Here is a 26,982-nt window from a genome sequence, read left to right on the forward strand (position 1 = left end):
CAGGGAAGAAAAACTAACAACCCTTTTTCAATAAGTATTAAAAAAACGTTAAAATGATTCATATCGAAATCCGTATTATGATACAATTTACAAAATGTTCATTTATAACACGATTGACAAGCAATTTCGTATGATCATGACCAAACAGAAAGGAAGGGACATTTGTGAGCCTCGACTACCATATGCCAAATTTAATTCTTGATGAAACGGATAAAAAAATCCTTTCGATCTTGCATGAGGAAGGAAGAATCTCTTATACGGATTTAGGAAAGCGCGTGGGACTTTCAAGAGTTGCCGTACAAACGCGGATCAACAACTTGATTGAAGAAGGCATCATTGAAAAATTCACAGCCGTCATCAATCCAGTCAAAGTTGGAATTCATGTATCGGTGTTTTTCAATGTTGAAGTCGAACCCCAATATTTAGAGGCTGTTGCCGTTGCTTTAGAAAGAGAGCCCGCCGTGACAAGCCTCTATCATATGACAGGGCCGAGCAAACTGCATATGCACGGCATTTTCGCAAATGATCAGGAGATGGAGGAATTTTTGACGAAGCGCCTGTACCCTCTGAAAGGCGTCGTGAGTGTCGACTGCCAGATGCTGATTAAACGATATAAGAGCCGAATGGGAATGAAGCTTTAACTGAATAGGAGGAAACGCGAAATGAAGCACCCTTACCGGGAACTGATCATCGCAATGACAAGAACGGGGATATTGGGATTTGGCGGCGGACCGTCCGTTATCCCGCTGATCCGTCATGAAGCCGTTTCAAAGTTCAAATGGATCGATGATGATGAATTCGGGGAAATTTTGGCGATTGCCAATGCGCTGCCCGGACCGATCGCTACAAAAATGTCGGCATATTTAGGTCATAAAGTCAAAGGCGTTCCGGGCGCTGTCGTGGCTACAGCGGCCCATATCTTGCCGACGTGCGTTGCGATGGCCGCCTTGTTCGCAGCCGTTAATGTGCTCAGCCACTCCAAAATCGTAAGCGGCATGATCGGCGCTGTTACCCCTGTCATCGCCGTCATGCTCGGCATCATGGCTTACGAATTTGGGCAAAAAGCATTGAAAGGCTTCGGCTTGCTTGCCGGCGTGCTTTTCTTTATTCTTGCATTTTTGGGTCTTCAGGTGTTTTCCATCCATCCCGGCATCATTGTCATCCTGTTTTTAACGTATGGCGCGTTCCACTTTAAATTAAAAAGAAAAGCGGCCCGGGAAAAGGATAAGGGAGTGTCCGCTTCATGATCATCTTTTATTTATTTTGGGCTTTCTTTATTGCAAATTTATTGGGCTACGGGGGCGGTCCGGCTTCAATTCCGCTTAATTTTGAAGAAGTTGTTCAGCATTTTCACTGGCTGTCAAAAGAGGAATTTTCAAACATGCTTGCGCTCGCAAACGCACTGCCGGGTCCAATCGCGACAAAAATCGCCGCTTATGTCGGCTACAGCGTGCTCGGATGGCCCGGTGTCTTCATTGCTCTTATCGCAACTGTGCTGCCTTCGGCCATCGCGCTCGTTTTGCTGCTCAAGCTGATCGGCCGCTACCGCCAGTCGCCGGTCGTCAAAGGAATGACTTTGGCGGTTCAGCCGGTTATCGCCGTGATGATGCTTATTTTGACATGGGAAATCGGCGGAGACGCGATCCGGTCGATCGGCATGGTTCAATCACTTGTCATCGCGCTGATCTCTTTGGCGGCCTTGACGAAGTTCCGCGTCCATCCGGCTTTCCTGATCGTGGCCGCCTTCGCTTACGGCGGGCTTGTCATTCCGCTGTTGTAGAGAGGGATGTCCGGTCGCTTTCTAACGGATGATATAAAAAATCAGCGCCGCATAACCGGCGCTGATATTCTGGCTGACGGGCTTTTGTGAACAACCTTTCACAGCAGGCCCATCAGCTTTTTCTTTTTGACGGGACGGGGTGTTTCTTTATGAATCTCCCGGTTTTCCAGGAGAAGGCCCGCGTTTTTTGTAAACACGTATAAGAAATCGCTGCCGTAATCGCTTTCCACTGCATCAAAAAAGAAAGATCGGCTCGTGAGGTTGTGGGCGTCTGATGCGATAAAGTGGACGAGGTTCGCTTCAAGAAAGCGGCGGGCGAGCCGTTTCACGCTTCTGCCAAAGCGGCCTGTAAGACTTGAACATGTCAGCTGGGCGCACGCGCCGTTTTTGACGAGGCGGTACAGCAGATCAGGATTCTCCATCAATTCAAGGTTCCGCTCGGGGTGTGCGATAATCGGAATGTAACCATTTAACTGTAGATCGAACAACAGCTTTTCGGCATATCGCGGAACATGGTGGTAAGGAAGTTCAATCAGCAAATACTTTGTGCCGGCGAGGCTGAGCAGTCTGCCGCGCTCAAGATCACGCTTCAATTCGCCGTACAGGCGGATTTCCTGTCCGGGAGCAATAAGCACCGGGATGTTTTCCTTTTGCACCCGCGTCTTTAAACTCGAGACAGCTGCCAGAATGGCCTCTTTTTGGTGTTCGTATACACCGTTTCGGTGGTGAGGTGTGGCGATAATCGTATGAATCCCTTGACGGGCGGCTTGTTTAGCCATTTCTATACTGTCATACATACATGCTGCCCCATCATCAATGTCCGCTAGAATATGGCAATGAATATCGATCATAGGCGGCCTCCCCGTGTTTTCCCGTTTTAGATCGTATGGTCTTTACCGATAAAGCTTTCCAGCTTCCGGGCTTGTCCTTTTTTCGGTTTTACATACAGAATATTTCCCAACACGTGAACGTTCAGCTCTTTTTCGATGTCTTCTTCATTTCGAACGGTATTTTTCAAAAGCTCGAGTAAAAATGCAAGCCCTGCGCCAAACAGCAGGCCGAATCCCGTAGAAACAGCGATGTTGAACTTCTTGTTCGGGCTGACGGGAGCAGGCGAATGTTCGGGGTTTGCTTTCGCAACAAGGCTGACTTCGGTATTTTCACCCATAATGCCGTCAATGTCCCTTTGGAATACGGCGACGACCGTGTTCGCGATGTCCGCCGCCTTGGAATAATCCTTGTCAGTCGCGGAGATACTGACAATCTGTGATTCATTTTCGCTGATAACTGTGATTTTTTGCTTCAAGTCTTCAGCCGTTTCCGGAAGGTTTAGTTCGTCTTTAACCTTATTTAAGATGAGCGGGCTTTTCATAATGACGTTATAAGTGTTGATTAGCTCAAGGTTGGTCTGAATATCGGTGAAGTTCGACGTTTGACGGCCGTTGATGAGGATTTGGGCGGATGCCTGGTAGACGGGTGTGAGCCAATAAAAGTTGACGGCAGCGCTGGACAGAGCGGCCGCAATGGTGATCAGTGCGATCAGAACGAATCTTTTTTTCAAAATGATGAACACATCTTTAAAGCCGATATGATCTCTCATAAAAGCCTCCCTCTAGGATTCGCGTATTTATTTAAATTTTCAGCAAATTAAACACCTCCCTTTGATTATACATGGTTCTTTCGTTTCCGAAAGAAATGAATCCTGACAAATAACGGGAGATACCGGGGAAATCGCGTCTTTATATGGTATTAAATATCGACTTTTGCAGGACCTGCGCGCTTTTTGCTGAACGAAAAAGTGTGCAAACCGAAGTTTGCACACCTTTTACGTCGTATATCCATTTTTGATATGAAGAATGAGATCTTCAAGAAGTTCTTTCGTCGTTATGTCTTTTGATTTTTCACCAATGTCATACGCATGCATAAGAATTCTCAAAAATTCTTCCTGATTCAATTCCTTGTCATCCATATCCTTTTCCTTTCAGATTCCATAAATTAAAACATTTCTGATTATATTTCAAATTATATGATGTAAAGAATCAATTTGCCATAGTCTATTACATTATTCGACAGCCATCCGTTTTTATGTCCTTTTCCTGAGAAAATCTTTTTTGGACGGATTGATTAAGCTATAATAGAGAGATTGGAAACTTTTTAAAAGCCATTCGGTTAGGAGCGATAGACATGCTTCAAGACATGATTTCAAAAACGGTTGTGATGGATGCAGCTGAACAGTTTAAGCATGTACTGCCGTGCACAGAAGCTAACATTCAGCTCATGAAAAAAGCCCTTATTTTATACAGACAGGATTCCGTCTATCGGGTCAAGCCGATGAGCGGGCATACGGTCAGTGCTTACGTTCAGGATGTGGTCCCGGTGAAGGTCTTCATCGACCTCGCCGACGTTAAAAAAAGCAGCTGTTCCTGCCCTGCTCAAAACATCTGCCGGCATGTGCTTGCCGTTTATTTATATCTGTATGCACAATATGATCGATTGGGAACGTTTACGGAGTTTTGGAAAGAAGCGCAAAAACGCCGCGAAAACAGGGATATTCTCGGACAGCTTCAGCGTGGAATGAAACCCCGCAGCCACACGCTCGATCAATGGACATCGTTTTTCAAAACGGAGTTCAGACGATGGGAAGAGCATACGCCTAAAAACCAGCAAACGATGCAATACCTTTACTACGGGTATTTTTCAGCTTTAAAAAAGCGGACGCCTGCGGAGCCGGAGCTGAAAAAAATGTACCAAATCCACGCGGCTCTTGCGACATGGCTTGCCATGCATTCGCTCGTCGAGAAAGGGCGCATTGATCCTGAAAAAGATTTTTACTCTCTGAATCCTTATATCGAACAGCTGATGGACACGATCTACAGCTCAATCGATGAACTGAAAACATATGCGCTATCATTCTCCCTTGATCCGTTTTTAGAAAAAACCCCCGGCGCGATTCGGGAACTGCTGCTCAAGAAAGACATTTTTCAGTATGAAAGGCTGCGGATTTTCGGGGAAATCTGGAGTGCGCTTCTGTCCCGGCCAAACTGGCTGAAGCGGGAGCTCGATGTGCTGAACGATCTGGAGCCGTCGCCTGAAATACAATTCGGCAGGCTGCATCTTGAATTTCTGCTGAAAAACGACGATGTGATTCTTGATCAAGCCGGATCGTTTTCACCTGAGATTCTTCCTTATACATTTCAATGGCTCAGCGTCATGACCGCCAAAAAAGACTGGAAGCGCCTTAAAAAATGGTACGAACACCTTGAACAGCTTGCATCCGGCTTCTGCAGACTGGATAAACCGTACCGGGAAATACGCGATGTTTTAAGCGAATTCTTCCTGTTTCTGAGCGATTACAGCAAAAACGCAAAAGAAGAGCATGTATATGAACGGTACTGCAAAAAGTGCCTTCCTTATACGTTTACTGAATACAGCCATTTTTTATATAACAAAAACCGCTTTACGGAGTGGATGGAGATCCACAGCCTTGTCGGTTTTTCTATCTCTGAGATCGGACAGAACGCCTTGAAAGATATCGCAGCAGCAGCCCCTGAAGCTTTGATTCCTTCCTATCACAGAGAAATTTCCGGGCTGGTTGAACAAAAAAACCGCTCAAGCTACAAAGAAGCCGTCAAACAATTAAAAAAGCTGCGCACCCTCTATAAGAAATCGAAAAAACAGGATGTCTGGAACCGGTTTATGGAGCAGTTTTCAGCTCGCTATAAACGGCTGAGAGCCTTCCAGGAGGAACTTAAGAAAGGAAAGTTGATCGATGGCGAGTCTTAAGGAAATCGTGATACATGTCGAACAATCAGAAGACTATACATTCATTTTATCTTGTCATGACGAGGATCATCAGTTTCTTACGCGGAATGAAATGGAAAGGTATTTGTTTCAGTGGCACGAATCGTCTTTTTACGGAACGTTTCTCGAAGATGCCGGTTTAGAGACTCCAGCGGTTCTGCTGTCTCCGTGGATGGCGGTCGAATTTCTCGGCAAAAACTCATTTAATTCGTACAGCGACATCAATCTCACCGAGGAAACCGAACCTTTGATGAAAACGGCTTCCACCATTTATGAGTTTATCGCAGATGAAGATTTTCTTCCCGACTATGAAGCATGGAAGCAAGAGGTGCTGCGTTGGAAAGATAAAGAAGGGATTTTGGAAGGCTATACAGCTGAATGGTTTTCACACGCTGTCGAAGACTACATCAACTACAATGACGAGTTAAAAGCAAAATGGGAATCGATTGTCGCACATTCTCCCGCCGTCACCACATTTCAGGGCCACTTTCTCGATGAAGACGATTTTCTTGAAACGATCGGCTGGCATGAAAACCCTGTGCCGTTTACTGTCGGACTCCGCTTAAATGAACCTGACTTTGACGGAGACGATTGGAAAATCGAACTGTTTTTGCGCGACAAAAAAAGCGGAGCCATTCAGTTCTTTGAAGGCTTGAACAGGCTGAAAAAATCGTGGCAGGCATACGCTGATAAAATCGCTCGGGAACAAGACAGATTCCGCCAAATCGTGCCGTGGCTAACGATCGACTCGGGAACGACGCTTTTAACGGAAGAGGAAGCATGGATCTTCCTATCCGAAGCAAGTGAAACTCTTGTCAGCATGGGGATTGAAATTTTGCTGCCGTCATGGTGGCAAATCGTCAGAGACAGCAACATGCTGCTGAAAGCGAAAGTGTCATCGGCTCCCCGCGGCGAGTCCTTTGTCGGAATGAATGCATTGATGGACTTCAACTGGCGTTTTGCTACGAACGGAATCGAACTCACAGAAGAAGAATTCGAGCAGCTTGTCGCCAATAAAAGACGGCTTGTCAACATACGCGGGCAGTGGATTAAAATCGATCCGAATTTTATCAAACAAATGAAAAAGCTGATGGAGCGAGCAGAAACAGAGGGGCTTCATATGTCTGACATCCTGGCGCGCGAGCTGACGGAGCGGAGCGAAACCCGCGAGGATGATGATCTGTTCGATGCTTCCGCATTCAGCGAGGTGCGGTTTGAACTGTCCTATCAGCTGAAAAACATGATCAGAAAGCTGAGCCAGCGCGATGATCTCCCGTCATACCCGGTCAGCAAATTTTTTGACGGAACGCTCAGGGCTTATCAGGAAGACGGTTTGAACTGGCTGATCTTTCTCAGAAACTGCGGCTTCGGCGCCTGCCTGGCAGACGATATGGGTCTTGGAAAAACCATCCAGATGATCGCCTATTTCGCCTATTTAAAAGAACAGGGACAACAAACGCCATCTCTCATCATTGCGCCGACTTCCGTCCTCGGGAACTGGCAGCGCGAACTTGAGACCTTCGCGCCCGACCTGACGGCGGCGCTCCATTACGGGCCAAAACGCCCTAAAGGCGAAGCGTTTCAGGAATGTTACAAAGATGCGGATATCGTTTTGACGTCATACGGCCTCGCCCAATCCGACTTTGACGATCTCAGCAGCGTCGCCTGGAACTGCATCTGCCTTGACGAAGCCCAGAATATTAAAAATGCGCACACGAAACAATCCCGCTCAATCAGAAAGCTGAAAGGCATGCATCATATCGCGCTCAGCGGGACTCCGATGGAAAATCGCCTGACGGAGCTGTGGTCGATCTACGATTTCATGAACAAAGGCTATCTCGGAAGCCTTGGCAGCTTCCATAAGCGATTTGTCCTGCCGATTGAAAAAGACCGCGACGAAAAACGGATCGAACAGCTCCAGCAGCTGATCAAACCATTTTTATTAAGGCGGACAAAGCAGGACAAGGAAGTCGCGCTCAACCTGCCTGAAAAACAGGAAGAAAAAGAGTTCATCCCGCTCTCGGCAGAACAGGCCTCACTATATGAACAGCTTGTCAAAGATACGTTTGAACATATGTCAAGCCTCGCCGGAATGCAGCGTAAAGCTCTCATCTTAAGCATGCTCGGCAAGCTCAAACAAATCTGCGGCCATCCTGCCCTTTACTTAAAAGAGACCGGGAGCGAGCTCCTTAACGGAAGGTCAGTCAAGCTCGAAAAACTGTTGAAACTGACGAAGACGATTCGCGAAAGCGATGAAAGCTGCCTGATTTTCACCCAATATCTCGGGATGGGAGATATGATGAAACGCCTGCTCGAGAAATCATTCGGCGAACCGGTCAAGTTTCTGAACGGCAGTTTATCCAAGCTAGAACGGGACAAAATGGTGGAGCAGTTTCAGAACAAGGAATTTCCGATTCTGATCTTATCATTAAAAGCCGGCGGCACAGGCCTCAATTTGACGGCCGCCAATCACGTCATCCATTATGACAGATGGTGGAATCCCGCGGTTGAAAATCAGGCGACAGACCGCGCCTACAGAATCGGACAGAAACGGTTCGTCCACGTTCATAAACTGATCACCACCGGCACAATTGAAGAAAAAATCGACCACATGCTCGAATCGAAGCAATCGCTGAACGATCAAATCATCCAAAGCGAAAATTGGATCACCGAGCTTTCCGAACATGAACTAGAGGAGTTATTTACCCTGAACGCTTCGGCTATTACAGGTTAAACAAAACAGCTGTCTGAAATAGACAGCTGTTTTTTGTGTTAATGACAGTCCCAATTATATAATACGTTTGAAAAGTCCTTATTCTTTAAATCATCAGGCCTTATAAAAAAATTGGCAATCCCGACATCTCCCCACATCGCGTCAATGTTCTCATCAGAATCAATTTGCAATAGCAGAACGGTATGATCCGGATAATCGCCTTCCCGCGGATCATCTTGCGTGAAGGCTGCGTAGCCCCCGATCTTATGGGAGAAGCCGCCGTACATTTCACTGTATTCTTCGAACACCGTTTCCTCTTGATCGCCGAATTGCTCAAAGAACGTCCAAGCATCCTTTCCCGCGTATCGCTCAAATTGAAAGTCGGACGCAGAGACAAGTTCAGACCCTGTGTCAGGTGTGAGTGAGGATTCGCATCCAATCGGAAAGGCCAGCTCATCCTCAAGCTTCACAAACGAAAAATCGTCGACAAGCTCGTCTTCATTTTCGATGACATTCTCAAAATACTTGATGCAAAAACTCGACTGTTCACACGGATCATCAAAATTCAATCCGTAAACATCATCACTGACAGAGATAAAAAAAAGCAGAATACCGGATTCCGGGAAATTCTCAAGGCGGGGCATGTCTGAAAAATTAATTTGCGCAAGCAGTTTCATCGGTTTTCCCTGTGAATCGACAGGATACTGTTCAGACTTTGGAAAATAAGGATCTCCGGCCAGTTTACTTTCATATCGGCCTGTTTTTCCTTTTTTCGTATCCAGCTTCAAAAAATCCCGCGCTGATTGTTCAAATTGCCCGCGGTATCGGGCCATTTTTTCGGACAATTGAAACGGCTTTTTCATACTTATCATTCTCCTTGACCGGGTGACACTTTAAAATGCGGAGGTCACCTATTTGAGCTTATTTCTCTTCATATAATCAAGAACGGATTGATATGCTTTATTCGCATCACTAAACATGGCATAGTTTTTCGCTGTTGAAAACCATTCAAGCGTTGAAGGCACTCTCCCTTGAAGGCTGCTTTCAAGATCTGTCTGATGGACAGGCGACAGCTTTCCTTGCTGAAGCGACCGTTCGATCGCCTGATCTAAAGCATCGCTGACCAATTGTTCTAAATCAGCCCCCGAAAAATGGCAAGTCTTTTTGGCAATTTTCAGTACATCAATCTGATCATGCGGCTTGCCGGACAGCTTTAAATTTAAAATGTCGACACGTTCTTCTTCAGATGGAGGCGGCATAAATACCATCTTATTAAATCTGCCGGGACGGCGTAAGGCAGGATCTAAATACCACGGTGTATTCGTTGCACCGATCACATACACACCGTCATTAAACGTCCCTAAACCATCTAATTCTATCAGCAACTGATTGACCAGCACCCTGTCATGATGCTGGCTCATTCCCTGCCGATTCCCCCCGATCGAATCAAGCTCATCAATAAAAAGAACGCAAGGACTGTTATCACGCGCTTTTTCAAAAATATCATGCAGATTATGTTCACTCTGCCCAACATACATGGACAATATCGCTTGAAGCTCCAAGTGTATAAAGTTTGCTTTGATCTCGCCGGCAATCGCTTTCGCGATAAATGTTTTTCCGCATCCCGGCGGGCCAAACAGAAGAAGACTTCCCCCCGTCGCTTTTCCAAACGCTTTAAAATACTCAGGATTTTGCAAAGGCAAAATAAAGTCCATGTTGATTTTCTTTTTAATATCTTCTAATCCGCCGACATCAGCAAAAGTTTCACAGTGTTGTTCTAATTCGGTTAAAGCATGTTGATGTTGATCAAACTGAATGACTTTCACCTTTGCGCGTTTTTCCGTATCATCCCTCTTCATATTTATCCTTCCTATCTATGATTTGTACCGGTTAAGATCCTTTTCACCACTTTATAGTTCGCCTTGGAACCCGCATGTTTTTCTAGCTGGGCCTGATCTTTCTTTTTGATTCCGCTTCTTTCAATATGTATTCCTTGCCGCTGCAGAAGCTTATCAAGTTCATCAGCTTTATTGTAAAACTCGTCGGACAAGGCGGCATCGATTTTTTTTCCGTCATTTAACGTCAGATCATACTTCAGGTAAAGTGCCCCTTTTAACCCTTTTTGATAATAGGCATGGACAGAAGTGACATCTTCCATATCGTAATGTTTGGTGCTGGAAATTAGTCCTTCTCTCATGACAATGCTGTTTTTCCCGATATTTTGATATTGAAAAAAAGCATTGCATAGCAGCGTCAGCCCTACCACTAGAAGAATCAAGGATAAAGGCAGCTGCAAGCGCCCCTGATAGCCTTTGGAAGTTATCACTTTTCTAACGGTGTAAGGTATACAAATGAAGGTCAGCAACAGGCTGTAAAATATGCTTACATCAGAGCAAAAAAGCAAGTTGTCGGAAGCCGCCAGCATTTTCATTTGAAGATTCCCAAATCGGTCATACAAAGACATCGTGCCGACAAAACTGAGTAGTCCGAAAAAAACAAAAAATAGAGTTCCCGGTTTATCTTTATGTATTTCCATTATTTCCACTCTTTCATTCATTTAAAATATCAATCTGTATAAGAATGATATGATCCCTATCACAATGATCAGCAATACAAAAAGGATCCAAATCGGTGTGTACCTCAAAAATGTGAGGACCGAACTACCTCGCATCTGTTCGGGCAATTTTCGCTGCATGAGGGCTCCCGCCAGCCCGTTCATCATATAAGGTGTACTGTAGACGAGAAACACGTATGGAATCATAAGCCACTTGAAGACCAATGTCACAATGACTAGAAGCGGCCAAAACAACACCGGTTTTTTAACACGCAGCTTCTCATGGAAGCGCCTGACTTTCAACGGGTATTTCATAAACCAAAAATTACACATGTTGTATAACGCTAAATTGGGTACAATCCCTGGATTGTTCGGATTGATTTGTAGAGCTGTTTTATTTAAAGTCAAGGCTTGTGCATAATCTCCTCTTCTATACGCCGCAGAAGCGGCCATTCCCGTGATCATGGCATCATCGGCATTTTGGGCAAGCGCTCTGTCTGAACACGCCCTTGATAATCCATCCTCAAAAAACACCGCCAAAATTTCACTGTATACGACAAGAGAAAATGGATCGTCAGGTTCTAATTCCACTGCCTTTTCTATATAAAAACGCGATTTTTCATACTCATTTTTATCATGGAAAAGAAATTGAGCGTGCATTGCATAAGTGTAGTGATAATCAGGGTACTCTGAAATCATTAATTCATTTATTTCCTCATGCTCTTCGTACATTCCCAATTCATAGTATGCAAGAGTTAAGACAGCCAAAATTTCAAAGTTCATCGGATCTAAATTTAAAGCCTCTTTTGCAAACTGTACGGCTTTTTCATATTCTTTCGCATTAAAATATATATTTGAAAGCAATTGATAGCCTTCGTGTGAGTCGGGGTAGTTGGATAAAAACTGCTCTGCTTCCTTCAAGGCTTCCTTTGTTTTCCCCCACTTTGAAAGCCGCTCTGCTTTCTCATACATTATGCTCATTTGATTATCCAAATCGATCACCTGTTATTTACTCTTTTTCAATGAGTTCTAGTATCTTTTTCTAAATTCGAGGATTTAAACTAATGATAAAGTCACCTTCCATTCTTGGAATTTGAAATAATAGTTAAATAGTAACAAACATCACCATATCAAACAATGAATAAAAAGTAACGAAAATAATACTTCATAGTTCACGAGTCAGCGTTAAAATAAATAAAGGCCGCCGACATTGTCGGCGGCCCGCGGATCAATAACATCCGCTGCTTAACCGCACTCCTTCAATCGTTACGCTGCCATGTACCGGCATCACGCCGATTTGAAAGGATGTACGAATTAAACCGGTTTGACTTGTTGTTCAATCAGCTGATTCAGGATGTGAGCGACGCCATTTTCATCATTAGTGAGCGTCACCTCATCAGCCATCTCTTTAATGTCTTCGCGCGCATTGCCCATGGCAAAGCTTTTCCCCGCGATCTTCAGCATCGAAAAATCATTGAGACTGTCTCCGACGGCAGCTGTTTCCTGAAGGGAAATGCCGAGCTTGCGTGAAAGCTTTTCCAACGCCAGCCCTTTTGACGCCTGAAGATGCTCAATTTCAAAGTTATGCTCGGCTGAAGTGACAAGCGTAATATCTTGCGCATCTTTAAATCGCTGCCATCCCGTTTCCAGTTTTTCTTTATGAAAAGAAAAAGCTAATATGTTATATACATTGACATCTTTTCCCGCTAAAAACAGGTCGGTATAGGAGCTGATGTACGCGTATCCGTTTTGACTGAGCTGCTGTTCAGCAGCGAGTTCCAGCCTTGAAAGATCGGCCCCGGGATTTGCGCTTTTCAAGCGGTCCAGCTCAATGTCAAGCAGCTCGCGGCCGTTTTGCGGCGTGAAGATCGCTTCATCGCTGAATACCTCATAATAGTAATTCTTTTCTTCAAGCCATTGAAGAATTCCTTCCGCCCGTTTCCTGTCAAGCGGCACCGAGTGGTAAAGGCGGCCTTCAGGATCATGAATCACCGCTCCGTTGGCACTAATAATCCATGTTTTAATACTTGTCGGCTCAAAAATCGTTTGAACATCGAAGGATGCTCTCCCTGTGGCAACTACTACTTCAATCCCGTGTTCCCGCGCTTTTTTAATCGCATCGATGTTTTCTTTTGAGATCTTGCTTTCACTGTTTAACAGCGTCCCGTCTAAATCGACCGCAATCATTTTCATCTGCTGTTTTCCCCCTTAAATATCGTGATGTTCAGCCACGAGCAGCTCCACATCATGTTCATCAAGCAGTTTCTGAAACGGTTTCGGCGGCAGCCGGTCTGTAATGAGAAGGTCGATGTCACTGAGTTCAGCATACCGGTAAAAATCCGTTCTCCCAATTTTCGAATGGTCGGCAAGCGCTATGACTTGTTTCGCTTGGGAAATAATTTTCCGCTTCACCATTCCATCCTCCTCATGGGCAATTGTAAGCCCGTGTTCGGAAACCCCCACCACGCCGATCAGCGCTTTATCAACATGATAGCATGACAGCTTTTCAATGACGGAGGCGCCGTACAAAAAGCGGTGCTCTTTTTGAAGCTTCCCTCCAAGCAGGTGGATATCAGCACCTTTTCTTGAGGAAAGAACCTCCGCAAGGTTAATCGAATTGGTGATGATCGTGCAATTGACATCCGGCAAATGCTCGGCGCACGATTGGACTGTCGTGGAAGCATCCAAAATCATACGGTCGCCTTCTCTGATTAAAGAAGCGGCTGCTTTTCCGATCATGCTTTTCTCTTCGGAAACCATGCCCAGCCTGCCCGAATAGTCTTTGACCTCATCATGAACGGTAGGCAGAATCGCCCCTCCCCTTGTTCTGATAATAGCGCCTTGCTCCTGCAATTTGACCAGATCCCGCCTTGCCGTATCTCTTGAAACTCCGAATAAAGAACAAATTTGTTCAACGGAAATCCGTTTACGCTCTTTTAAATAGTCGATGATGGAAATTAACCTTTCCTCTTGATACACTCGATCATTCCTTCTTTACACAAGTAAAAATCATTATTTATAAGTGATTATAAGCGATTACACAGAATAAATCAAGAACACATAAGTAATTATAAGTAAAAATAAAGCCTGAGTCCGGTTTCCCGATCCTCAGGCTCGCATGCTAAAATGAAAATGATCCATATTGAGAGTGCCAAATTTCACGAAACGCATGGATATCACGGTCTACAGCCGGATGATCAGCCAAATGGCTTAAAAGCTCAGGGCTGATTGTCGCCTCGTGGCTCCCCGCTTCCATGACGGCAAGAATTTGACGGTTATGTTTAAAGCTTGCCGCAAGCACTTTGCAATTTAAACGGTATGTGTTAAATAAGTCGACAATTGTTTTGACAACGCCCGCCCCATGACCATACTCTTGATCAATACGATTGACATACGGCGCGACATAGGAGGCGCCGGCTTTTGCGGCCAGAACAGCCTGTGCAGCGGTATAAACCGTTGTCCCGGTGGTCTGGATGTTTTCAGCCGCGAGCTCTCTGATCGCGTAAAGTCCTTGAGCCGTCACCGGAATCTTCACCGACACGTTTCCATCCAGCCAGTTATAGAGCGCCTTCGCCTGATCGGCTATATCCCGCCAATGGTCGGCGATCACTTGGGCATGGAGAGGCAGATGCTCGGGAAGGAGCCGCCGAATATCTTGAATCTGCTGTTTAAAGGGCTGCTTTTCCCTTGCGATCAGCGCCGGGTTTGTCGTGACGCCGCCAGCGGGAAATGAATCCAGCAATCTTTCAATCTCCGGTATATGCGCTGAATCAATCAGCATGTTCATCATCGCTTCCCCCTCGTGTTTTAATGCATGACCTGCCCTCCGGTTACATTAATCGACTGACCCGTCATATAGGATGCTTGATCAGAAGCGTAAAATAAGATGGCATTGGCGATGTCATCATACGTACAGCCCCGTCCGAGCGGCACTTTTTCGGTGTACACGCGCTCTACTTCGCTCTCTGGAATGCCAAGCTTTTTCGCGTATTGCGGAATCAAGCTTTGGAACATCGGCGATTTCAACAAATTTCCCGGCATAATGCTGTTCACGCGAATGTTGTGTTCGGCAAGATCGAGCGCGAGGCTTTGAGTGAGACCGACACCTCCAAATTTGGAAGCTGAATAAGCTGTATTATGTTTGCTGCCGACCTTTCCCGATTTGGAGTTAATTTGAATGATTGACCCGCTTCCCTGCTCAATCATGACCTTCGACGTTTCCCTCGCGCAAAGAAAATACCCGGTTAAATTGACTTCGATGGTCCGTTCCCAGTCTTCAAGCTCAAAATCTGTGATCTTATTGCTTTTGGCGATTCCCGCACTGTACACCATCACATCGATTTTATTGAATTCCTCCGTGATCCTGCCGATCATTTTTTCCACATCGGCTTCTTTTGTAAAATCTGCTTGAATCCACAGCGATTTGACCCCGTATTGACCGGCTGCATGTTCAGCCGTCCTTTCGGCGTTCTCGCCGTTGATGTCTGCGACCGCGATGTTATATCCCGCCTCTGCCATGCGGTAGGACAGCGCTTCTCCGAGACTTTGGCCGCCGCCGCATATCAATGCCACTTTTCCTTTATTCATCTCCATATTGCACCCGCTCCTTATGAGAATCTTTTAACTTGAATACAGTCTCCTGCTGAAACCTCCGGCAGTTGTTCCTTTCGTTCAAGGTACAGCGTTCCCGGCAGCTCGGCTGATGCCGATCCGTCAAATTTCAGCGTAATATGCCCGAGATTCGCCAGGTTCTGGCGAACGGCTCCCCCAACGGCTGTGATTTTGTAGGACTCGCCGCCCAGTATGAGCTTATCGCCTTCATTGAAGTCGCCTTCTACAGGCTTTATATCAATTGATAAACAATAATCTTTCAATTCATCCGGAGCGCCTTCGCCGAATAATATCAGCATCTTTTCATCTGAAAATGCCGTTGCTTGATCTCCGATTCTGTTTATTTTTGTTTCATACAGCATGACCATAATTCTCCCTCCTTAAGAAAACCTCAGCTGTCATACATGCCAAAGCTGGCCAGCCAAGCAATGAAAACGGTTGGCGCCCCAGTCAAAAAACGCGAATACAGCACCGACGGCACCCCGACTTCAACCGTTTCGACTTCCGCTTCCGCAAGACCCAGGCCGACCGGAACAAAGTCGGCAGCTGCTTGCGAATTGATCGCAAATAACGCCGGCAGCGCCAAATTCGGCGGAATGTTTCCTTTGCCGATCTCAACGCCGATCAGCGAACCGACAACTTGTGCAATCACCGCCCCGGGTCCCAGAAACGGGGAAAGCAGCGGAAATGAACAAACAAGCGAGATTAATAGCAATCCGGGCAGTGACCCTGCAAATGGTGATAAATATTTGGCAAAAATGTCTCCGATGCCTGACTCTTTAATGATGCCGATCAATAGAGCTACAAAAGCCATGAACGGAAGAATTGTTTTGATAACGGTTTCAATCGCTTCCCGTCCAGCTTGATAAAACGTGCTGACGACCGATCCCATGGCCATCCCGATTGTCGCCATCATCCCTTTCGGCGACTGCTGTTCACTAATTTTTTTCTCTGTGCTATAATGGTTTTGTTTATTTTGCATTTGTTTTTCTTCTGGAATATTAGACTGTTCAGGCTCCTCCACAGCTCCCAGCAGTTTAATATTCTCTTTTTTTACTCCGGAAACATATATATCTTCTGTAATATGGGCGGCAAGCGGCCCGCTTTTTCCGGTCGCCATCACATTGATCGTCGGAATTCGCTTTTGCGGGTAAAGTCCGCAGCGCAGCGTCCCTCCGCAGTCGATGATCACAGCGGCCATTTCGTTTTCGGGTACTGTCGTTTTAAAGCCGTCGACCAGGGTGCACCCCGTCAGCTCAGCTAAATGATCCGCAAAATCGGGTTTGTTTCCGCCGGTGACGTACACGATTTTATTTCTCTCTTCATCAGGCGTGATCACCAGAGGCCCGCCAAACCCTCCCGGCCCTTTTGAAACTTCAACCGAACGATAGGAACTCATCTGTAAACCGCCTTTCTTATTTTAGATCAATCGAATCTTTCAAGGCAATGCCCTGCTGTTTCGCGACATAAGCCGTTGTCATATCCGTTACCCAGCCCCTGAGAAAGTTTGTTACAATCCCGACCAGAAGATAGCGGAGAGCGAGCTCGGTCGTTTCATGCCCCAGCGTCGTAATTCCTGCGGAAATCCCGAGGAAAACAAACAGCTCGCCCGGATTCACGTGCGGGAAAAGTCCGTTATGCGTGTGACAGGAATAGGATGCAGCCGCATAATAGCTCGGTTTGTATTTTTCAGGCAAGAACCTGCCAAGCGACAGCGTCATTGGATTTGCAAGCATGAACGTACCAATGACAGGCAAAACCATGTATCTCGTTAATGGATTTTTTCCCGACTTCCTCGCGAGCGCTTCGACGCGCTTTTCTCCTATCAGGCGTATCAGGGCATTCATGGCGACAAGAAGCATAATCAATAAAGGAACGATGTCTGTAAGCATGCTGACAAACACTTCTCCGCCATGTCTGAATAAGTCCATAAACTTCTCCGCAAGCCATGTTACGTTTTTCATAATTCACCTCTTTTTTTGATTTGAAAGCTCATCAGTTTTTGAAGCCGCGTTTTCTTCTGCGGGACATCACCCCCTTTCGTGATGATGTCGAATGTTTTCAAGGCATCTTCAATTGCGAGCCGTGTGAGGCGGTCGTGCCGGACAAGCTCCGCTTGTCCGATCTTCAACAAATACTTTCCTTCAAACCCTTTTAAAGGCTTGATTCTTGAAAAGACAGTGACACCTTGCATTTTTGACGCCTTCAAAATTTTATTGCGCTTGTCAATGACAAACAGGACGACCGTTCCGGCTCTGAATAAGCCGGTCTTCCTTCCGACCGCGACTCTTCCCATACGTCTGTATGCGGCGAATGTTCGGTTGAAATGCCTGATTTGCAAAAAACCAAAAATACTTTGGAGAAGCCATGCAGCTCCAAGGGCGATGATAAAGTAAATGATCATAATTGGTTTCTTACCTCCTCGGCAATTTCTCTGGCTGTTTCGGCAGTTGTCACCAAAATATTAATATAACGGCCTTTTGCAGCCCCGATAATAGAAGGGACTTTTTCATGGGATTCAGCAAGACCGATGGAATACTCCAAATTCTTTAACCTCTTGATGTCTATCGCGATGGTTCTGTCATGAATCTCCGTTTCTACCAACGCTCCCGACCGATCAAAGAAACGCGAGCATATATCTCCGACCGCCTGCTTTTCTTCAAGGCCCTCGATATCCTGATCGCCGTAAAATCCGGTCCAGATCATATTTGAAGAACTAAGCGGCGCTCCGATCCCGACGGCTGCCACGGTAAGGCCGTTCCACAGACTTTCTATTTTTTTGAAATAGTGGGACTTGACGATTTCCTCTTTCGTTTCTTTTTTTTCGACAACGGCTGCCGCATCTATAAAGTAAGGCGTGCCTCCAAAGTCACCGGCAATGCTGTAGACGATGCTGTTCACGTGATATTTCGTATCCATGGCGCCCGGACCGCCGACAAGCGGCACAAATGAAGCGCTCCGTTTTTTTACGCCGTGAAACTCCCCGATCATTCCCGCCATCGTCGTCCCCCATGCAAAGCCTACCGTATCTCCGTCTTTCACGACGCGTTTTAAGATTTCGGCACCGGCTTTGCCGACGAGTTTCTTCTTGTCTTCAGATGTTTGTTCCGGTTTTGCGTCGCATATGTACACTTCTTTAAGCCCAAGCAGTTGTTCGAGCTCCCGTTCCAAATCGTAGTGTGTCCCGACATGGTCATCGATCGTGATTTTAACGATTCCTTCCTCGCGCGCTTTTTTCAGCATGCGTCCGACCGTTGTTCTGTATATCCCTGTTGCTTTTGCAATCTGGCTCTGTGTCATATCCTCTTCGTAGTACATTTTGCAGACTTTGATCAGAAGGCGTTTATCATCCTTTATTTCCATAAGATCACCCTTCTTTTGCACATTTGTGCAAGTATTAGTCATTTGTTGTTGTATTCGCTTACATTATACATTCGGAATTTTTGGACGTCAATTTAAATTTGTCTATTTTTTGTCTAAAATAAAAAAACCGGTCATTGAAAACCGGCCATAAAGGGGGATAAAAAAGGGGATATTGATTGATTTTTTTTAAGAAAGGCGTTTATAGAAGGAATCTTGCGGTTTAAGCATCCGCCGGCTCATGGGCTTTTCGGCTTTCTCCCAAAAATCTGACTGATCGGGCGACAACTTCTGTAATAAAGACGCGTTCACCTTCTGAATTGACGTATTGGCGAGTCTGGATTCTTCCGCTCAGCCCGATGATGGAGCCTTTTTCACAATATTCGGCTGTATTCACGGCAGTTTTGCGCCACAGGGTGCAATTGACAAAGTCCGCTTCAATTTCGCCTGCTGCATTTTTGAAAGGCCTGCTGACAGCCAGCGTCACATTTGCAACAGGGACACCGTCAGATGTGTACCGAAGTTCGGGATCTTTTGTCAAACGCCCGACCAGCATGATCTCATTAAACATTTCGTCCCTCCCTTCCTGTTCGGGTATCCCCAGTTTATAAGAGATCGGTATTTAAGGAAAATCATCATAAAAGAAAAATAACCCGGAAAAAACCCGGGTTCGCGTCATAATTTTTGTTTCTTTCTGCCATTAATTAAAAAAATCATCTCATTGTTATTTGAGAAATACGTATTTTTCAGAAACTGAAAAAAAACAGGAGATGCCAGCCACCGCTCTGAGTATACGCGGACATATGAGCCCCCGTCCCAAGCATACAAACGGAATGACAACTCTTTCTGTTTAATCGTTACTTGAAATTCGTATATTTCCATTCTGTCTTTTGTTTCATAGCGAAACACGATGCCTTCATTGGCATACGTGCTGATCTCGTGCTTTTTGTTTCCGGCTGAAAAGCAAATCATAGGCATATATTGACGGCAGTCAGCAGCTGGATTGCTTGCGATCACAAATACTTCTTTTAAGAAAAAATGGTTCATAAGTCACCTCCTGCTCAATATCACCTAAAGTATAAATAAAAATAAAGCATTATAAAATACTTTTTGCAAAATTTAAAATACGAATATGCTCCTATTGCATAAACAAACCAGGGTCAAGAGTTCTTCCAAGCGAATGTGCTATAATGGTTATACAACTATGGAAGCTTGTGAGGTGATACTAGTGAAAACCTTTAGGCTTATTGATTTAAAAATTGTCCGCCAGGATGAAACTTCAAAGCGGCTCGAGGAGTTCCCGCTGATCGACGGCCTTATCATTAATAAAGAAGACGGAGAAAACCACTGGATGGTTGAGGGGCTGGTTTCGAAAGAATACCGGTATTTTTTCGAATACCTCCTTCAGGAAGGCAAAGAAGTGAAAACATATGTAACGATCACGAAAAAAAGTAACCGCCCCGCACAGCTGTTAGCGAAGGTCAAAAAGATCACGGTACTAGGCGAGCATGTTTCCGTCTTATTGGACGGCAAAATGGTCAGCTCAAAGCTGAGGAAAGGCTCCGACAAGATCTTGGAAGATTTAATGAAAGAAGGATATTCCGGAGACCGGCTTCTTGAAGCATTTAAACAAAATATATAGAAAAGGCTGTCTTCGCCGGACAGCCTTTTCGCTATAGCTCTAAGAGCGTTTCGTCTGCTCTTTTAACAAATCCCGTATTTCCTTAAGCAATTCTTCCTGCGGATCAGGAGCAGCTTTTTCTTCTTCGGCATCCTTCTTCTTCAGCTTAGAGATATAACGGATAAATAGAAAAATGGAAAACGAAATAATAAAGAAATTGACGATCGACTGAATGAACAGCCCGTATTTAATGTCGGCATCAACAAATGTGAACGACAGCGCTGAAAAATCCAGGCCTCCTAGCAGAAGACCGAGGAGCGGCATCATTAAATCATTGACAAGCGAAGTCACGATTTTTCCAAAGGCGCCTCCTATGATAACCCCGATTGCAAGATCGATTACATTTCCACGAATCGCAAAGCTTTTAAATTCTTTCCACATGAATGATCACCTTTTCTCTTTTATGATAAAAAAACAAAATGGGCTTTTACGGAAACCCATTCTGTTTGCGTTATTCCTGTTTTTCGCCAAGAGAAAACATCAATTCGGCTTCACACACCACTTCTCCATCCACTTTCGCGACTCCTTTTCCTTTGCCGATGGAACCGCGGAAACGAAGCACTTCAAGCTCAAGATGGAGCTGATCGCCCGGTTTGACCTGCTTTTTGAAGCGGCAGCTGTCGATTCCCGCAAAAAACGCGAGCCTTCCGCGGTTTTCTTCCTTCATCAAAAGCGCCACGGCACCCACTTGCGCAAGCGCTTCAACAATCAAAACGCCAGGCATCACCGGATAATCCGGAAAGTGTCCGTTAAAGAATTCTTCATTTACTGTCACATTTTTATAACCCGCTGCCCGTTTTCCTTCCTCTACTTCTGTCACACGGTCTACCAGCAGAAAGGGATAGCGGTGGGGAATGATTTCTTTAATTTGCTGAGCATCAAGCATTGCCTTGACATCTCCTTTTTCGAAAAATATGTATAGAATGATATGTCAGTGCCTTATTCTGTACATCTGGAAGTATATTATGAAACGGAATCTTTTTCAACAAAAGATGAAAGACAACCCTGAAAATGAAAATAAAAAGAGCCTGAACCAAACGTCGTTTGGCCGGCTCCTATTTGCTTTGCTAGCGAACTGAATTGATCAGCCCCATCATTTGATCGCCCATCGTGATGGCGCGGGAATTCATTTGATAAGACCGCTGCGAAGAGATCAGGTCGGTCATTTCCTTCGATACATCGACATTTGATGATTCGAGGAATCCCTGTTTTAGAGAAATGTCCTGCCGCCCGGCTCCGTTCAGATTGATGAGAGCCGTTGCTCTCAATTCATCGCTGACAGAAAAAAGATTGCTTCCTTCTTCCGTAAGAGCCTGAGGTTTGACAGCCCGGACGATTCCCAAGTTAAAACGCAATGGCGCTTCACCTTGATTGTCTGACGAAACGGTGACACTTCCCGAATCGTCAACTTTGATGTGTTTATAACGCTGGTTGAAACGGATGGGATTTCCGTTTTCGTCAAGAACAGCATGCCCTTCTTTCGTCACCAGCTGCATCTGGTTGGCGTTGCCAGCCGCAGGCGTCAGGTAAAATGCTCCGTCTCTTGTATATTGCACTTCCCCGTCGACATTGACCTGGAAGTACTGATAAGGAGAAGTCAGTGCGATATCAAGATCGCGGCCAGTTTCTTTAAGGCTTCCCTGTTTATGTGTCAGCCGGTCGGTCATCACGGCTCCGACGCCAAGCCGAAGTCCGGGCGGCGTCTTTCTGCTTGCCGCTACTTCATTATTTTTCTCGTTTACCTGTTCAATCTGCTGCCTGATCAGCTCCGAAAAGCTCGTGTTTTTCGCCTTATATCCCGTTGTATCGGTATTTGCAAGATTATGGCTGATATTATCAATTTGTTTTTGCAGTTCAAACATTGTGTTTGAAGCCGTGATCATGGATCTAAGCATCGTTTTTCCACATCCTCCATTTACGCTGATCGCGATCGGTCATTTATCCGATCCTTCCAATCTCATTGGCCGCCTTTTCCATGCTTTTATCATAAGCTTGAAGAACTTTTTGGTTGGCTTCAAACGAGCGGTAGGCAGCGGTCATTTCCGTATAAGCTCTCGTCACGTCGACATTCGACCGTTCCGTCATCCCCTGCTTGACAGAATAAGCGACTGCGGGATTGCCGACTGCGCTTGGCAGCGCCTCACCGTTTTCAGTACGATACAGATCATCGCCTTCTCTTGCTAAATTTCTCGTATCGAGCGCGATTCTGACATCGATCCTTCCAAGGTTTTGGCCGTTTTCAGTCACCGTTCCGTCCTCAGCGACTTGAAAATTCTCGCTTCCCACCGTAATCGGCTGGTTTTCCGTTGAAAGGACGAGTCGGCCGTTTATTGTCAATTGATTATTTTCATTTAAAGAAAAACGGCTGCTTCTTGAATAGCGTACATCCCCATTTTCAAGCCGGACCGCGTAGAAAAGCGCTGCTTTATCGTTTGTTTCCCCATTGACCGGAACTTCGGTTTCGCTGATTGCAATATCCGTCGGCTCATTCGTGCTTTGCAGATCGCCTTGCGAGAATTGAGGCTTCAGTTCCTGCATGTAAACTCCTGTATTGATAGAACCGATCGGCGTCTGTGTTGAAAACGAACGCGAAGCGCTGCCGGCCTTGACAGAATCGGATTCAATCCGGCTCAAAAGCATTTCCGGGAAAGAACGGATTGACCCTTGGTCTTCTTTATATCCCGGCGTATTTGCGTTCGAGATATTATTCGTCAGCATCTCTGTGCGGCGCTGCTGGGTGATCATTGCAGAAGTCGCTGTATAAAGTCCTTTTAACATCATTTCACCTCAAATAAGTGTCATGCTCCAGAGTTTCTCATCGAAAAACCTCTTTTGCGAAAGGCTTGCAATTTATATTCGCTAACACAGAACATTTGTTCTATAATGGTATTCAAACATACTACTCTTTTTATCGGCAGCCATTCGCTTCCTTTAAAGCATTTCACATAAAAAACCTCATTCTAAATAAAGAATGAGGTTTCTGATCAGCTCAGTTTGCGCTTAGGTAGCTTGTCCATGTTATCAAGCATGACACCCGTACCAACTGCCACACAATCCATCGGATTTTCGGCAACGAGAACCGGCACTTTCAGTTCTTCGGCAAGAAGCTGGTCAAGACCGTTTAACAACGCGCCGCCTCCTGTAATGATAACGCCTCTGTCGATAATATCGGCTGACAGCTCAGGCGGCGTTCTTTCGAGCACCTGCTTGGCAGCCTGTACAATGACAGATACAGATTCGCGCAGCGCTTCTTCCACCTCTTTGCTCGTTACCGTAATGGTTCTCGGCAATCCTGTGACCATATCGCGGCCGCGGATGGAAATTTCCTCGTGACGTGCGTCTGGGAAAACAGTTGCGACTTTAATCTTAATGTCTTCGGCTGTCCGTTCGCCTATGAGCAGCTTGTACTCACGTTTGATGTAGTTCAAGATTTCAAGATCAAACTTGTCCCCAGCCATTTTAATAGAAGAGGCGGTGACAATATCGCCCATTGAGATGACTGCGATATCTGTCGTTCCACCGCCGATATCAACTACCATGTTTCCGCTTGGCTGGAAAATATCCATTCCCGCTCCGATTGCGGCCACCTTAGGTTCTTCCTCCAAATATACATGCTTTCCGCCGCTTTTCTCGGCAGCTTCTCTGATAGCCTTCTGCTCCACAGAAGTAATATTTGTAGGGCAGCAAATCAGCATGCGCGGCTTTGAAAAAAGACCTTTCACATTCAGCTTGTTAATGAAATGCTTCAGCATGGCTTCCGTTACTTCAAAATCGGCAATGACGCCGTCTTTTAATGGACGTATCGCAACAATATTCCCAGGTGTACGTCCTACCATTCTCCTTGCTTCTTCACCGACAGCGAGCACTTTCCCATTGTTTTTGTCAAGAGCAACGACTGATGGTTCATTTAAGACAATACCTTTTCCTTTGACATGGATCAGCACATTCGCTGTACCAAGGTCAATACCAATATCCCTTGCAAACATCTATCTATATCCTCCTCGAAATCTGTTTCACAGCAATGTCCACATTCTGCCCTAATTATACATTTTATCATAAATATTAGAAAAAAAAGAGAGCTTATTAAAGTTCTTCATAAAATTTTTGTGGCTTTTTACGGAGGATACCGGGAAATTCTGATAAACGGCGCTCGTTTCTGAGCCATTATTCCTTATTGCACGGGTTCTCTTTCAAAGATTTCCTCTTTCTTATATTTTAGTTTTGTCGCTTCTCCGCCCCGCAAATGTCTGATTGATTTATGATAATCAAGAATTTCTTTTACTTCATTGGCCAGGTCAGGATTAATTTCAGGCAGCCTTTCTGTCAAATCCTTGTGAACGGTACTTTTGGAAACACCAAACTCCTTCGCTATCACACGAACTGTTTTTTTCGTCTCCACGATGTACTTCCCTATCTTGATTGTTCGCTCTTTGATGTAATCGTGCACACCACTCGACCTCCCTAAAATGGATGTGAGAAGTGTGAAATGAGATCCGTCTTGTGAAAAAATTCGCTATTTACGCAGCTTCTTCGTTTTATGCTTTTCCAAGTAGAATTTTGAAATACTCCCACGATCCCTCACCTCAAACACTCTCTTTGTTAGGTTTGTATCAGTGTATTAGCATTCAAATGGGATTATGCTAAAAACTCAAGGAGGACAAGGGGTTTCTCTGATAATTTTATTTCGGGTTTCAAAAATTTTAACTTTACACTAATCTTGGCTTCCGGTAAAATGAATAAAGTTTATTATTTACCTAGGTAACTATTTTGAAGGAGTCCGGGAATGGAACATATTAATCGAAAGATTATTCACCAGCTCAATCAAAGCACGCGGATGGTTGCTAAAAAAACGAATGAACAGCTCGAAGCATACGGCCTTTACGGTTCACAGTGGTCGATCCTATACTGTCTTCACACCTGCGGACCGATGACGCAAAAAGACATTTGGACTTACTTGCACGTTGAGGCGCCGACTGTGACGAGAACCGTCAGCCGCCTCGAAAAAAACGGCTGGGTAGAACGGATACAGGGCGATGACAAACGGGAAAAAGTCGTCAAAATGACAGAAGAAGCCAAAATTAAATATGATGACATTCAATTAAAAATGCAAGAATTTGAAGAGGAAATGCTTTCCGTATTTGAAGAACGGGATAAAAAAACATTTCAAAGGCTGTTAAATCAATTATTAGAAGGACATCAGGAGGAGTTGTAGCCTATGAAGCAAGCTGAACCCATTTGGACCAGGGATTTTATCATGGTCGTTTTGATTAATTTATTTATATTCGTCTATTTTTACGCACTGTTGACCGTGCTTCCGGTCTATGCAATGCAGGAGCTCGGCGGTTCCGAGTCAGAGGGCGGCCTTTTGATCAGCGGCTTTATGCTGTCCGCGATTTTTGCGAGGCCGTTTTCGGGAGCCGTTATTGAACGTTTTGGCAAAAAAAGAATGGCGCTCATCAGTGTCGTGCTGTTTACTTTGGCATCATTTCTTTATATCTATATTCACGATATCTACCTGCTGCTTGGCATTCGCTTTTTCCAAGGCATTTGGTTCAGCATCATCACGACAGTGACGAGTGCAATTGCAGCCGATTTAATTCCGCCGGCCCGCCGCGGGGAAGGTTTGGGCTACTTTGCCATGTCGATGAATTTGGCGGTGGTCATCGGTCCGTTTATCGCGTTGAACCTGCTGGATAAAATGAGTTTTTCCGATCTGTTTATTTTATTTTCAGGAATCGTCACTGTGGCCATCCTTTGCACGGCACTGGTCCGGATTCCTAAAGGAAGCGACATCCGTTCGGCTGTGTTCAGGTTGTCTTTTTCCAACATGTTTGAAAAGGGCGCGATTCGGATTGCCACGGTCGGATTGTTCGTGTCGTTTTGTTATTCAAGCGTCATTTCCTTCATCTCTGTTTATGCAAAATCTCTCGGCCTTATTGAAGCAAGCAGCTATTTCTTTATGGTGTTCGCAGTGACAATGATGATCACGCGGCCGTTTACGGGAAAACTGTATGATAAAGTCGGCCCCGGAGTCGTCATTTATCCGTCCATTATCATTTTTTGCGCCGGGCTTTTCCTGCTTGCTTTCACAAACAGCAGCGGGATGCTCTTGCTATCCGGAGCTGTCATCGGCATGGGCTACGGATCTATCACGCCGTGCCTTCAGACCTTGGCGATTCAAGCTTCGCCGCCTCACCGGAGCGGCTATGCAACGGCGACTTATTTTACGCTGTTTGATACCGGGATCGCAGTCGGATCCTATGTTTTCGGGTTGGTTGTGGCACAAGCCGGTTTTTCAAACATCTATTTATTCTCAGGCGTTTTTGTGCTCATCAATCTGTTTCTGTATACATGGAGCCAAAAACCCGCACTCGCAAAGGAAAAGCGGGATATATCAATGGCTGAATAAGCCGTTCAACCTCGCCGGGCCGGGATTACCCGGCTTTTTTCATGCCGGCTGATACAGTCCGATCTGTCATTTA

Annotated in this window: 32 protein-coding genes; 8 read left to right on the forward strand and 24 right to left on the reverse strand. The window is 45.4% G+C overall.

Translation table 11 applies throughout. From position 1 onward, the window contains the following. Positions 1 to 182: 182 nt before the first annotated feature. Genes chrS through chrA form a run of 3 tightly spaced genes read left to right on the forward strand, consistent with a single transcriptional unit; the run spans position 183 to position 1,780 of the window. Positions 183 to 641 carry a chromate efflux transcriptional regulator ChrS gene (chrS, locus tag M1D67_RS19735; protein WP_206761243.1) on the forward strand — a complete coding sequence of 153 codons (459 nt, stop codon included), beginning with the start codon at positions 183 to 185 and terminating at the stop codon, positions 639 to 641. 21 nt (positions 642 to 662) lie between these two features. After that, positions 663 to 1,247 carry a chromate efflux transporter ChrB gene (chrB, locus tag M1D67_RS19740; protein WP_023857146.1) on the forward strand — a complete coding sequence of 195 codons (585 nt, stop codon included), beginning with the start codon at positions 663 to 665 and terminating at the stop codon, positions 1,245 to 1,247. Further along, the gene (chrA, locus tag M1D67_RS19745) at positions 1,244 to 1,780 is read left to right on the forward strand and encodes a chromate efflux transporter ChrA (protein WP_020453185.1); all 537 of its coding nucleotides are present in this window, start codon (positions 1,244 to 1,246) and stop codon (positions 1,778 to 1,780) included. Before chrB ends, chrA begins: the two co-directional genes overlap by 4 nt. A gap of 98 nt (positions 1,781 to 1,878) precedes the next feature. Here chrA and M1D67_RS19750 read toward each other — a convergent pair whose 3' ends face one another. From M1D67_RS19750 to M1D67_RS19760, 3 genes are all read right to left on the reverse strand, one after another. Continuing rightward, positions 1,879 to 2,631, reverse strand: coding sequence for a tyrosine-protein phosphatase (locus M1D67_RS19750; protein ID WP_023857145.1), 753 nt, complete (start codon positions 2,629 to 2,631; stop codon positions 1,879 to 1,881). A gap of 26 nt (positions 2,632 to 2,657) precedes the next feature. After that, positions 2,658 to 3,380: a YveK family protein gene (locus M1D67_RS19755; RefSeq protein WP_020453187.1), complete on the reverse strand. Its 723-nt coding sequence runs from the start codon at positions 3,378 to 3,380 to the stop codon at positions 2,658 to 2,660. Between the two features lie 225 nt (positions 3,381 to 3,605). Continuing rightward, positions 3,606 to 3,749, reverse strand: a complete 144-nt coding sequence (locus M1D67_RS19760) for a YwzD family small protein (protein WP_020453188.1) — start codon at positions 3,747 to 3,749, stop codon at positions 3,606 to 3,608. A 215-nt stretch (positions 3,750 to 3,964) separates the two neighbouring features. Here M1D67_RS19760 and M1D67_RS19765 point away from each other — a divergent pair, with 215 nt between their 5' ends. Together M1D67_RS19765 and M1D67_RS19770 are read left to right on the forward strand one after the other, a co-directional pair. Continuing rightward, positions 3,965 to 5,563 carry an SWIM zinc finger family protein gene (locus M1D67_RS19765; protein ID WP_096748361.1) on the forward strand — a complete coding sequence of 533 codons (1,599 nt, stop codon included), beginning with the start codon at positions 3,965 to 3,967 and terminating at the stop codon, positions 5,561 to 5,563. Continuing rightward, positions 5,550 to 8,315 (forward strand): DEAD/DEAH box helicase, encoded by a 2,766-nt coding sequence (locus M1D67_RS19770; protein ID WP_479831468.1) that lies wholly within the window; start codon positions 5,550 to 5,552, stop codon positions 8,313 to 8,315. Before M1D67_RS19765 ends, M1D67_RS19770 begins: the two co-directional genes overlap by 14 nt. A gap of 38 nt (positions 8,316 to 8,353) precedes the next feature. On the opposite strand, the gene M1D67_RS19775 is transcribed toward M1D67_RS19770, so the two are convergent. The 15 genes from M1D67_RS19775 to M1D67_RS19845 all read right to left on the reverse strand — a co-directional run bounded on the left by M1D67_RS19775 (position 8,354) and on the right by M1D67_RS19845 (position 19,866). Beyond that, a complete protein-coding gene (locus M1D67_RS19775; RefSeq protein WP_271725339.1) occupies positions 8,354 to 9,157 on the reverse strand; it encodes a YwqG family protein in 804 nt (267 codons plus the stop codon). 48 nt (positions 9,158 to 9,205) lie between these two features. Further along, complete coding sequence (locus M1D67_RS19780) at positions 9,206 to 10,153, reverse strand: ATP-binding protein (protein WP_025810669.1); 948 nt, start codon at positions 10,151 to 10,153, stop codon at positions 9,206 to 9,208. Between the two features lie 11 nt (positions 10,154 to 10,164). Beyond that, the gene (locus tag M1D67_RS19785; RefSeq protein ID WP_023857140.1) at positions 10,165 to 10,830 is read right to left on the reverse strand and encodes a hypothetical protein; all 666 of its coding nucleotides are present in this window, start codon (positions 10,828 to 10,830) and stop codon (positions 10,165 to 10,167) included. A 21-nt stretch (positions 10,831 to 10,851) separates the two neighbouring features. Then, complete coding sequence (locus M1D67_RS19790; protein WP_126430470.1) at positions 10,852 to 11,841, reverse strand: tetratricopeptide repeat protein; 990 nt, start codon at positions 11,839 to 11,841, stop codon at positions 10,852 to 10,854. Positions 11,842 to 12,162: 321 nt separating this feature from the next. Further along, a complete protein-coding gene (locus M1D67_RS19795; protein ID WP_035337852.1) occupies positions 12,163 to 13,041 on the reverse strand; it encodes a Cof-type HAD-IIB family hydrolase in 879 nt (292 codons plus the stop codon). 15 nt (positions 13,042 to 13,056) lie between these two features. Then, positions 13,057 to 13,827 carry a DeoR/GlpR family DNA-binding transcription regulator gene (locus M1D67_RS19800; RefSeq protein ID WP_023857137.1) on the reverse strand — a complete coding sequence of 257 codons (771 nt, stop codon included), beginning with the start codon at positions 13,825 to 13,827 and terminating at the stop codon, positions 13,057 to 13,059. A 142-nt stretch (positions 13,828 to 13,969) separates the two neighbouring features. Continuing rightward, positions 13,970 to 14,635, reverse strand: coding sequence for a transaldolase family protein (locus M1D67_RS19805; RefSeq protein WP_023857136.1), 666 nt, complete (start codon positions 14,633 to 14,635; stop codon positions 13,970 to 13,972). A 20-nt stretch (positions 14,636 to 14,655) separates the two neighbouring features. Continuing rightward, positions 14,656 to 15,441 carry a sorbitol-6-phosphate dehydrogenase gene (srlD, locus tag M1D67_RS19810; RefSeq protein ID WP_020453198.1) on the reverse strand — a complete coding sequence of 262 codons (786 nt, stop codon included), beginning with the start codon at positions 15,439 to 15,441 and terminating at the stop codon, positions 14,656 to 14,658. 14 nt (positions 15,442 to 15,455) lie between these two features. Continuing rightward, positions 15,456 to 15,827 (reverse strand): PTS glucitol/sorbitol transporter subunit IIA, encoded by a 372-nt coding sequence (locus tag M1D67_RS19815; RefSeq protein ID WP_020453199.1) that lies wholly within the window; start codon positions 15,825 to 15,827, stop codon positions 15,456 to 15,458. A 23-nt stretch (positions 15,828 to 15,850) separates the two neighbouring features. Continuing rightward, entirely contained in the window at positions 15,851 to 16,858 is a 1,008-nt protein-coding gene (srlE, locus tag M1D67_RS19820; protein WP_020453200.1) for a PTS glucitol/sorbitol transporter subunit IIB, read from the reverse strand. A gap of 16 nt (positions 16,859 to 16,874) precedes the next feature. Then, positions 16,875 to 17,423, reverse strand: a complete 549-nt coding sequence (gene srlA, locus M1D67_RS19825) for a PTS glucitol/sorbitol transporter subunit IIC (protein WP_020453201.1) — start codon at positions 17,421 to 17,423, stop codon at positions 16,875 to 16,877. Continuing rightward, positions 17,420 to 17,863 carry a transcriptional regulator GutM gene (locus M1D67_RS19830; protein WP_023857134.1) on the reverse strand — a complete coding sequence of 148 codons (444 nt, stop codon included), beginning with the start codon at positions 17,861 to 17,863 and terminating at the stop codon, positions 17,420 to 17,422. The genes srlA and M1D67_RS19830 overlap by 4 nt, the downstream gene beginning before the upstream one ends. Next, positions 17,860 to 18,822 carry a sugar-binding transcriptional regulator gene (locus tag M1D67_RS19835; protein WP_479831469.1) on the reverse strand — a complete coding sequence of 321 codons (963 nt, stop codon included), beginning with the start codon at positions 18,820 to 18,822 and terminating at the stop codon, positions 17,860 to 17,862. Before M1D67_RS19835 ends, M1D67_RS19830 begins: the two co-directional genes overlap by 4 nt. A gap of 220 nt (positions 18,823 to 19,042) precedes the next feature. Beyond that, a complete protein-coding gene (gene ssb, locus M1D67_RS19840) occupies positions 19,043 to 19,390 on the reverse strand; it encodes a single-stranded DNA-binding protein (RefSeq protein WP_025810666.1) in 348 nt (115 codons plus the stop codon). A gap of 104 nt (positions 19,391 to 19,494) precedes the next feature. After that, complete coding sequence (locus tag M1D67_RS19845) at positions 19,495 to 19,866, reverse strand: hypothetical protein (protein WP_023857133.1); 372 nt, start codon at positions 19,864 to 19,866, stop codon at positions 19,495 to 19,497. A gap of 181 nt (positions 19,867 to 20,047) precedes the next feature. On the opposite strand from M1D67_RS19845, the gene M1D67_RS19850 reads away from it, so the two are divergent. Then, complete coding sequence (locus M1D67_RS19850) at positions 20,048 to 20,461, forward strand: YwpF-like family protein (RefSeq protein WP_020453206.1); 414 nt, start codon at positions 20,048 to 20,050, stop codon at positions 20,459 to 20,461. Positions 20,462 to 20,500: 39 nt separating this feature from the next. Here the strand turns inward: M1D67_RS19850 and mscL are convergent, their stop codons facing one another. The 6 genes from mscL to spoIIID form a co-directional block, all read right to left on the reverse strand. Next, entirely contained in the window at positions 20,501 to 20,881 is a 381-nt protein-coding gene (gene mscL, locus M1D67_RS19855) for a large conductance mechanosensitive channel protein MscL (protein WP_023857132.1), read from the reverse strand. Between the two features lie 70 nt (positions 20,882 to 20,951). Next, the gene (fabZ, locus tag M1D67_RS19860) at positions 20,952 to 21,386 is read right to left on the reverse strand and encodes a 3-hydroxyacyl-ACP dehydratase FabZ (protein ID WP_003185902.1); all 435 of its coding nucleotides are present in this window, start codon (positions 21,384 to 21,386) and stop codon (positions 20,952 to 20,954) included. A 181-nt stretch (positions 21,387 to 21,567) separates the two neighbouring features. Further along, complete coding sequence (locus tag M1D67_RS19865) at positions 21,568 to 22,395, reverse strand: flagellar hook-basal body protein (protein ID WP_023857130.1); 828 nt, start codon at positions 22,393 to 22,395, stop codon at positions 21,568 to 21,570. Between the two features lie 43 nt (positions 22,396 to 22,438). Continuing rightward, the gene (locus M1D67_RS19870) at positions 22,439 to 23,278 is read right to left on the reverse strand and encodes a flagellar hook-basal body protein (protein ID WP_023857129.1); all 840 of its coding nucleotides are present in this window, start codon (positions 23,276 to 23,278) and stop codon (positions 22,439 to 22,441) included. A gap of 206 nt (positions 23,279 to 23,484) precedes the next feature. Next, a complete protein-coding gene (mbl, locus tag M1D67_RS19875) occupies positions 23,485 to 24,486 on the reverse strand; it encodes a cell shape-determining protein Mbl (protein ID WP_003185909.1) in 1,002 nt (333 codons plus the stop codon). A 185-nt stretch (positions 24,487 to 24,671) separates the two neighbouring features. Then, positions 24,672 to 24,947, reverse strand: a complete 276-nt coding sequence (gene spoIIID / locus M1D67_RS19880) for a sporulation transcriptional regulator SpoIIID (RefSeq protein WP_003185911.1) — start codon at positions 24,945 to 24,947, stop codon at positions 24,672 to 24,674. A 336-nt stretch (positions 24,948 to 25,283) separates the two neighbouring features. Here spoIIID and M1D67_RS19885 point away from each other — a divergent pair, with 336 nt between their 5' ends. Both M1D67_RS19885 and M1D67_RS19890 read left to right on the forward strand, forming a co-directional pair. Then, on the forward strand, positions 25,284 to 25,712 hold the full coding sequence (locus tag M1D67_RS19885) for a MarR family winged helix-turn-helix transcriptional regulator (RefSeq protein ID WP_023857128.1): 429 nt from the start codon (positions 25,284 to 25,286) through the stop codon (positions 25,710 to 25,712). Between the two features lie 3 nt (positions 25,713 to 25,715). Continuing rightward, a complete protein-coding gene (locus M1D67_RS19890) occupies positions 25,716 to 26,909 on the forward strand; it encodes an MFS transporter (RefSeq protein WP_025810665.1) in 1,194 nt (397 codons plus the stop codon). Positions 26,910 to 26,982: the final 73 nt, after the last annotated feature.

It is taken from the genome of Bacillus sp. PK6-025 (genome assembly GCF_056530265.1).

Excerpts from the sequence above, each read along its gene's own strand:
- M1D67_RS19830 (WP_023857134.1), bottom strand. The coding sequence starts at position 17,863 with ATGATCATTTACTTTATCATCGCCCTTGGAGCTGCATGGCTTCTCCAA.
- ssb (WP_025810666.1), bottom strand. The coding sequence starts at position 19,390 with ATGTTTAATGAGATCATGCTGGTCGGGCGTTTGACAAAAGATCCCGAA.
- M1D67_RS19885 (WP_023857128.1), top strand. The coding sequence starts at position 25,284 with ATGGAACATATTAATCGAAAGATTATTCACCAGCTCAATCAAAGCACG.
- M1D67_RS19765 (WP_096748361.1), top strand. The coding sequence starts at position 3,965 with ATGCTTCAAGACATGATTTCAAAAACGGTTGTGATGGATGCAGCTGAA.
- M1D67_RS19865 (WP_023857130.1), bottom strand. The coding sequence starts at position 22,395 with ATGCTTAGATCCATGATCACGGCTTCAAACACAATGTTTGAACTGCAA.
- M1D67_RS19760 (WP_020453188.1), bottom strand. The coding sequence starts at position 3,749 with ATGGATGACAAGGAATTGAATCAGGAAGAATTTTTGAGAATTCTTATG.
- M1D67_RS19805 (WP_023857136.1), bottom strand. The coding sequence starts at position 14,635 with ATGAACATGCTGATTGATTCAGCGCATATACCGGAGATTGAAAGATTG.
- M1D67_RS19780 (WP_025810669.1), bottom strand. The coding sequence starts at position 10,153 with ATGAAGAGGGATGATACGGAAAAACGCGCAAAGGTGAAAGTCATTCAG.
- M1D67_RS19795 (WP_035337852.1), bottom strand. The coding sequence starts at position 13,041 with ATGAAAATGATTGCGGTCGATTTAGACGGGACGCTGTTAAACAGTGAA.
- chrS (WP_206761243.1), top strand. The coding sequence starts at position 183 with ATGCCAAATTTAATTCTTGATGAAACGGATAAAAAAATCCTTTCGATC.
- M1D67_RS19775 (WP_271725339.1), bottom strand. The coding sequence starts at position 9,157 with ATGAAAAAGCCGTTTCAATTGTCCGAAAAAATGGCCCGATACCGCGGG.
- M1D67_RS19815 (WP_020453199.1), bottom strand. The coding sequence starts at position 15,827 with ATGGTCATGCTGTATGAAACAAAAATAAACAGAATCGGAGATCAAGCA.
- srlE (WP_020453200.1), bottom strand. The coding sequence starts at position 16,858 with ATGAGTTCCTATCGTTCGGTTGAAGTTTCAAAAGGGCCGGGAGGGTTT.
- M1D67_RS19785 (WP_023857140.1), bottom strand. The coding sequence starts at position 10,830 with ATGGAAATACATAAAGATAAACCGGGAACTCTATTTTTTGTTTTTTTC.
- mscL (WP_023857132.1), bottom strand. The coding sequence starts at position 20,881 with ATGTGGAAAGAATTTAAAAGCTTTGCGATTCGTGGAAATGTAATCGAT.
- M1D67_RS19770 (WP_479831468.1), top strand. The coding sequence starts at position 5,550 with ATGGCGAGTCTTAAGGAAATCGTGATACATGTCGAACAATCAGAAGAC.
- M1D67_RS19890 (WP_025810665.1), top strand. The coding sequence starts at position 25,716 with ATGAAGCAAGCTGAACCCATTTGGACCAGGGATTTTATCATGGTCGTT.
- mbl (WP_003185909.1), bottom strand. The coding sequence starts at position 24,486 with ATGTTTGCAAGGGATATTGGTATTGACCTTGGTACAGCGAATGTGCTG.
- M1D67_RS19870 (WP_023857129.1), bottom strand. The coding sequence starts at position 23,278 with ATGTTAAAAGGACTTTATACAGCGACTTCTGCAATGATCACCCAGCAG.
- srlA (WP_020453201.1), bottom strand. The coding sequence starts at position 17,423 with ATGAAAAACGTAACATGGCTTGCGGAGAAGTTTATGGACTTATTCAGA.
- M1D67_RS19755 (WP_020453187.1), bottom strand. The coding sequence starts at position 3,380 with ATGAGAGATCATATCGGCTTTAAAGATGTGTTCATCATTTTGAAAAAA.
- chrA (WP_020453185.1), top strand. The coding sequence starts at position 1,244 with ATGATCATCTTTTATTTATTTTGGGCTTTCTTTATTGCAAATTTATTG.
- srlD (WP_020453198.1), bottom strand. The coding sequence starts at position 15,441 with ATGGAGATGAATAAAGGAAAAGTGGCATTGATATGCGGCGGCGGCCAA.
- fabZ (WP_003185902.1), bottom strand. The coding sequence starts at position 21,386 with ATGCTTGATGCTCAGCAAATTAAAGAAATCATTCCCCACCGCTATCCC.
- chrB (WP_023857146.1), top strand. The coding sequence starts at position 663 with ATGAAGCACCCTTACCGGGAACTGATCATCGCAATGACAAGAACGGGG.
- M1D67_RS19835 (WP_479831469.1), bottom strand. The coding sequence starts at position 18,822 with ATGGAAATAAAGGATGATAAACGCCTTCTGATCAAAGTCTGCAAAATG.
- M1D67_RS19845 (WP_023857133.1), bottom strand. The coding sequence starts at position 19,866 with ATGAACCATTTTTTCTTAAAAGAAGTATTTGTGATCGCAAGCAATCCA.
- M1D67_RS19750 (WP_023857145.1), bottom strand. The coding sequence starts at position 2,631 with ATGATCGATATTCATTGCCATATTCTAGCGGACATTGATGATGGGGCA.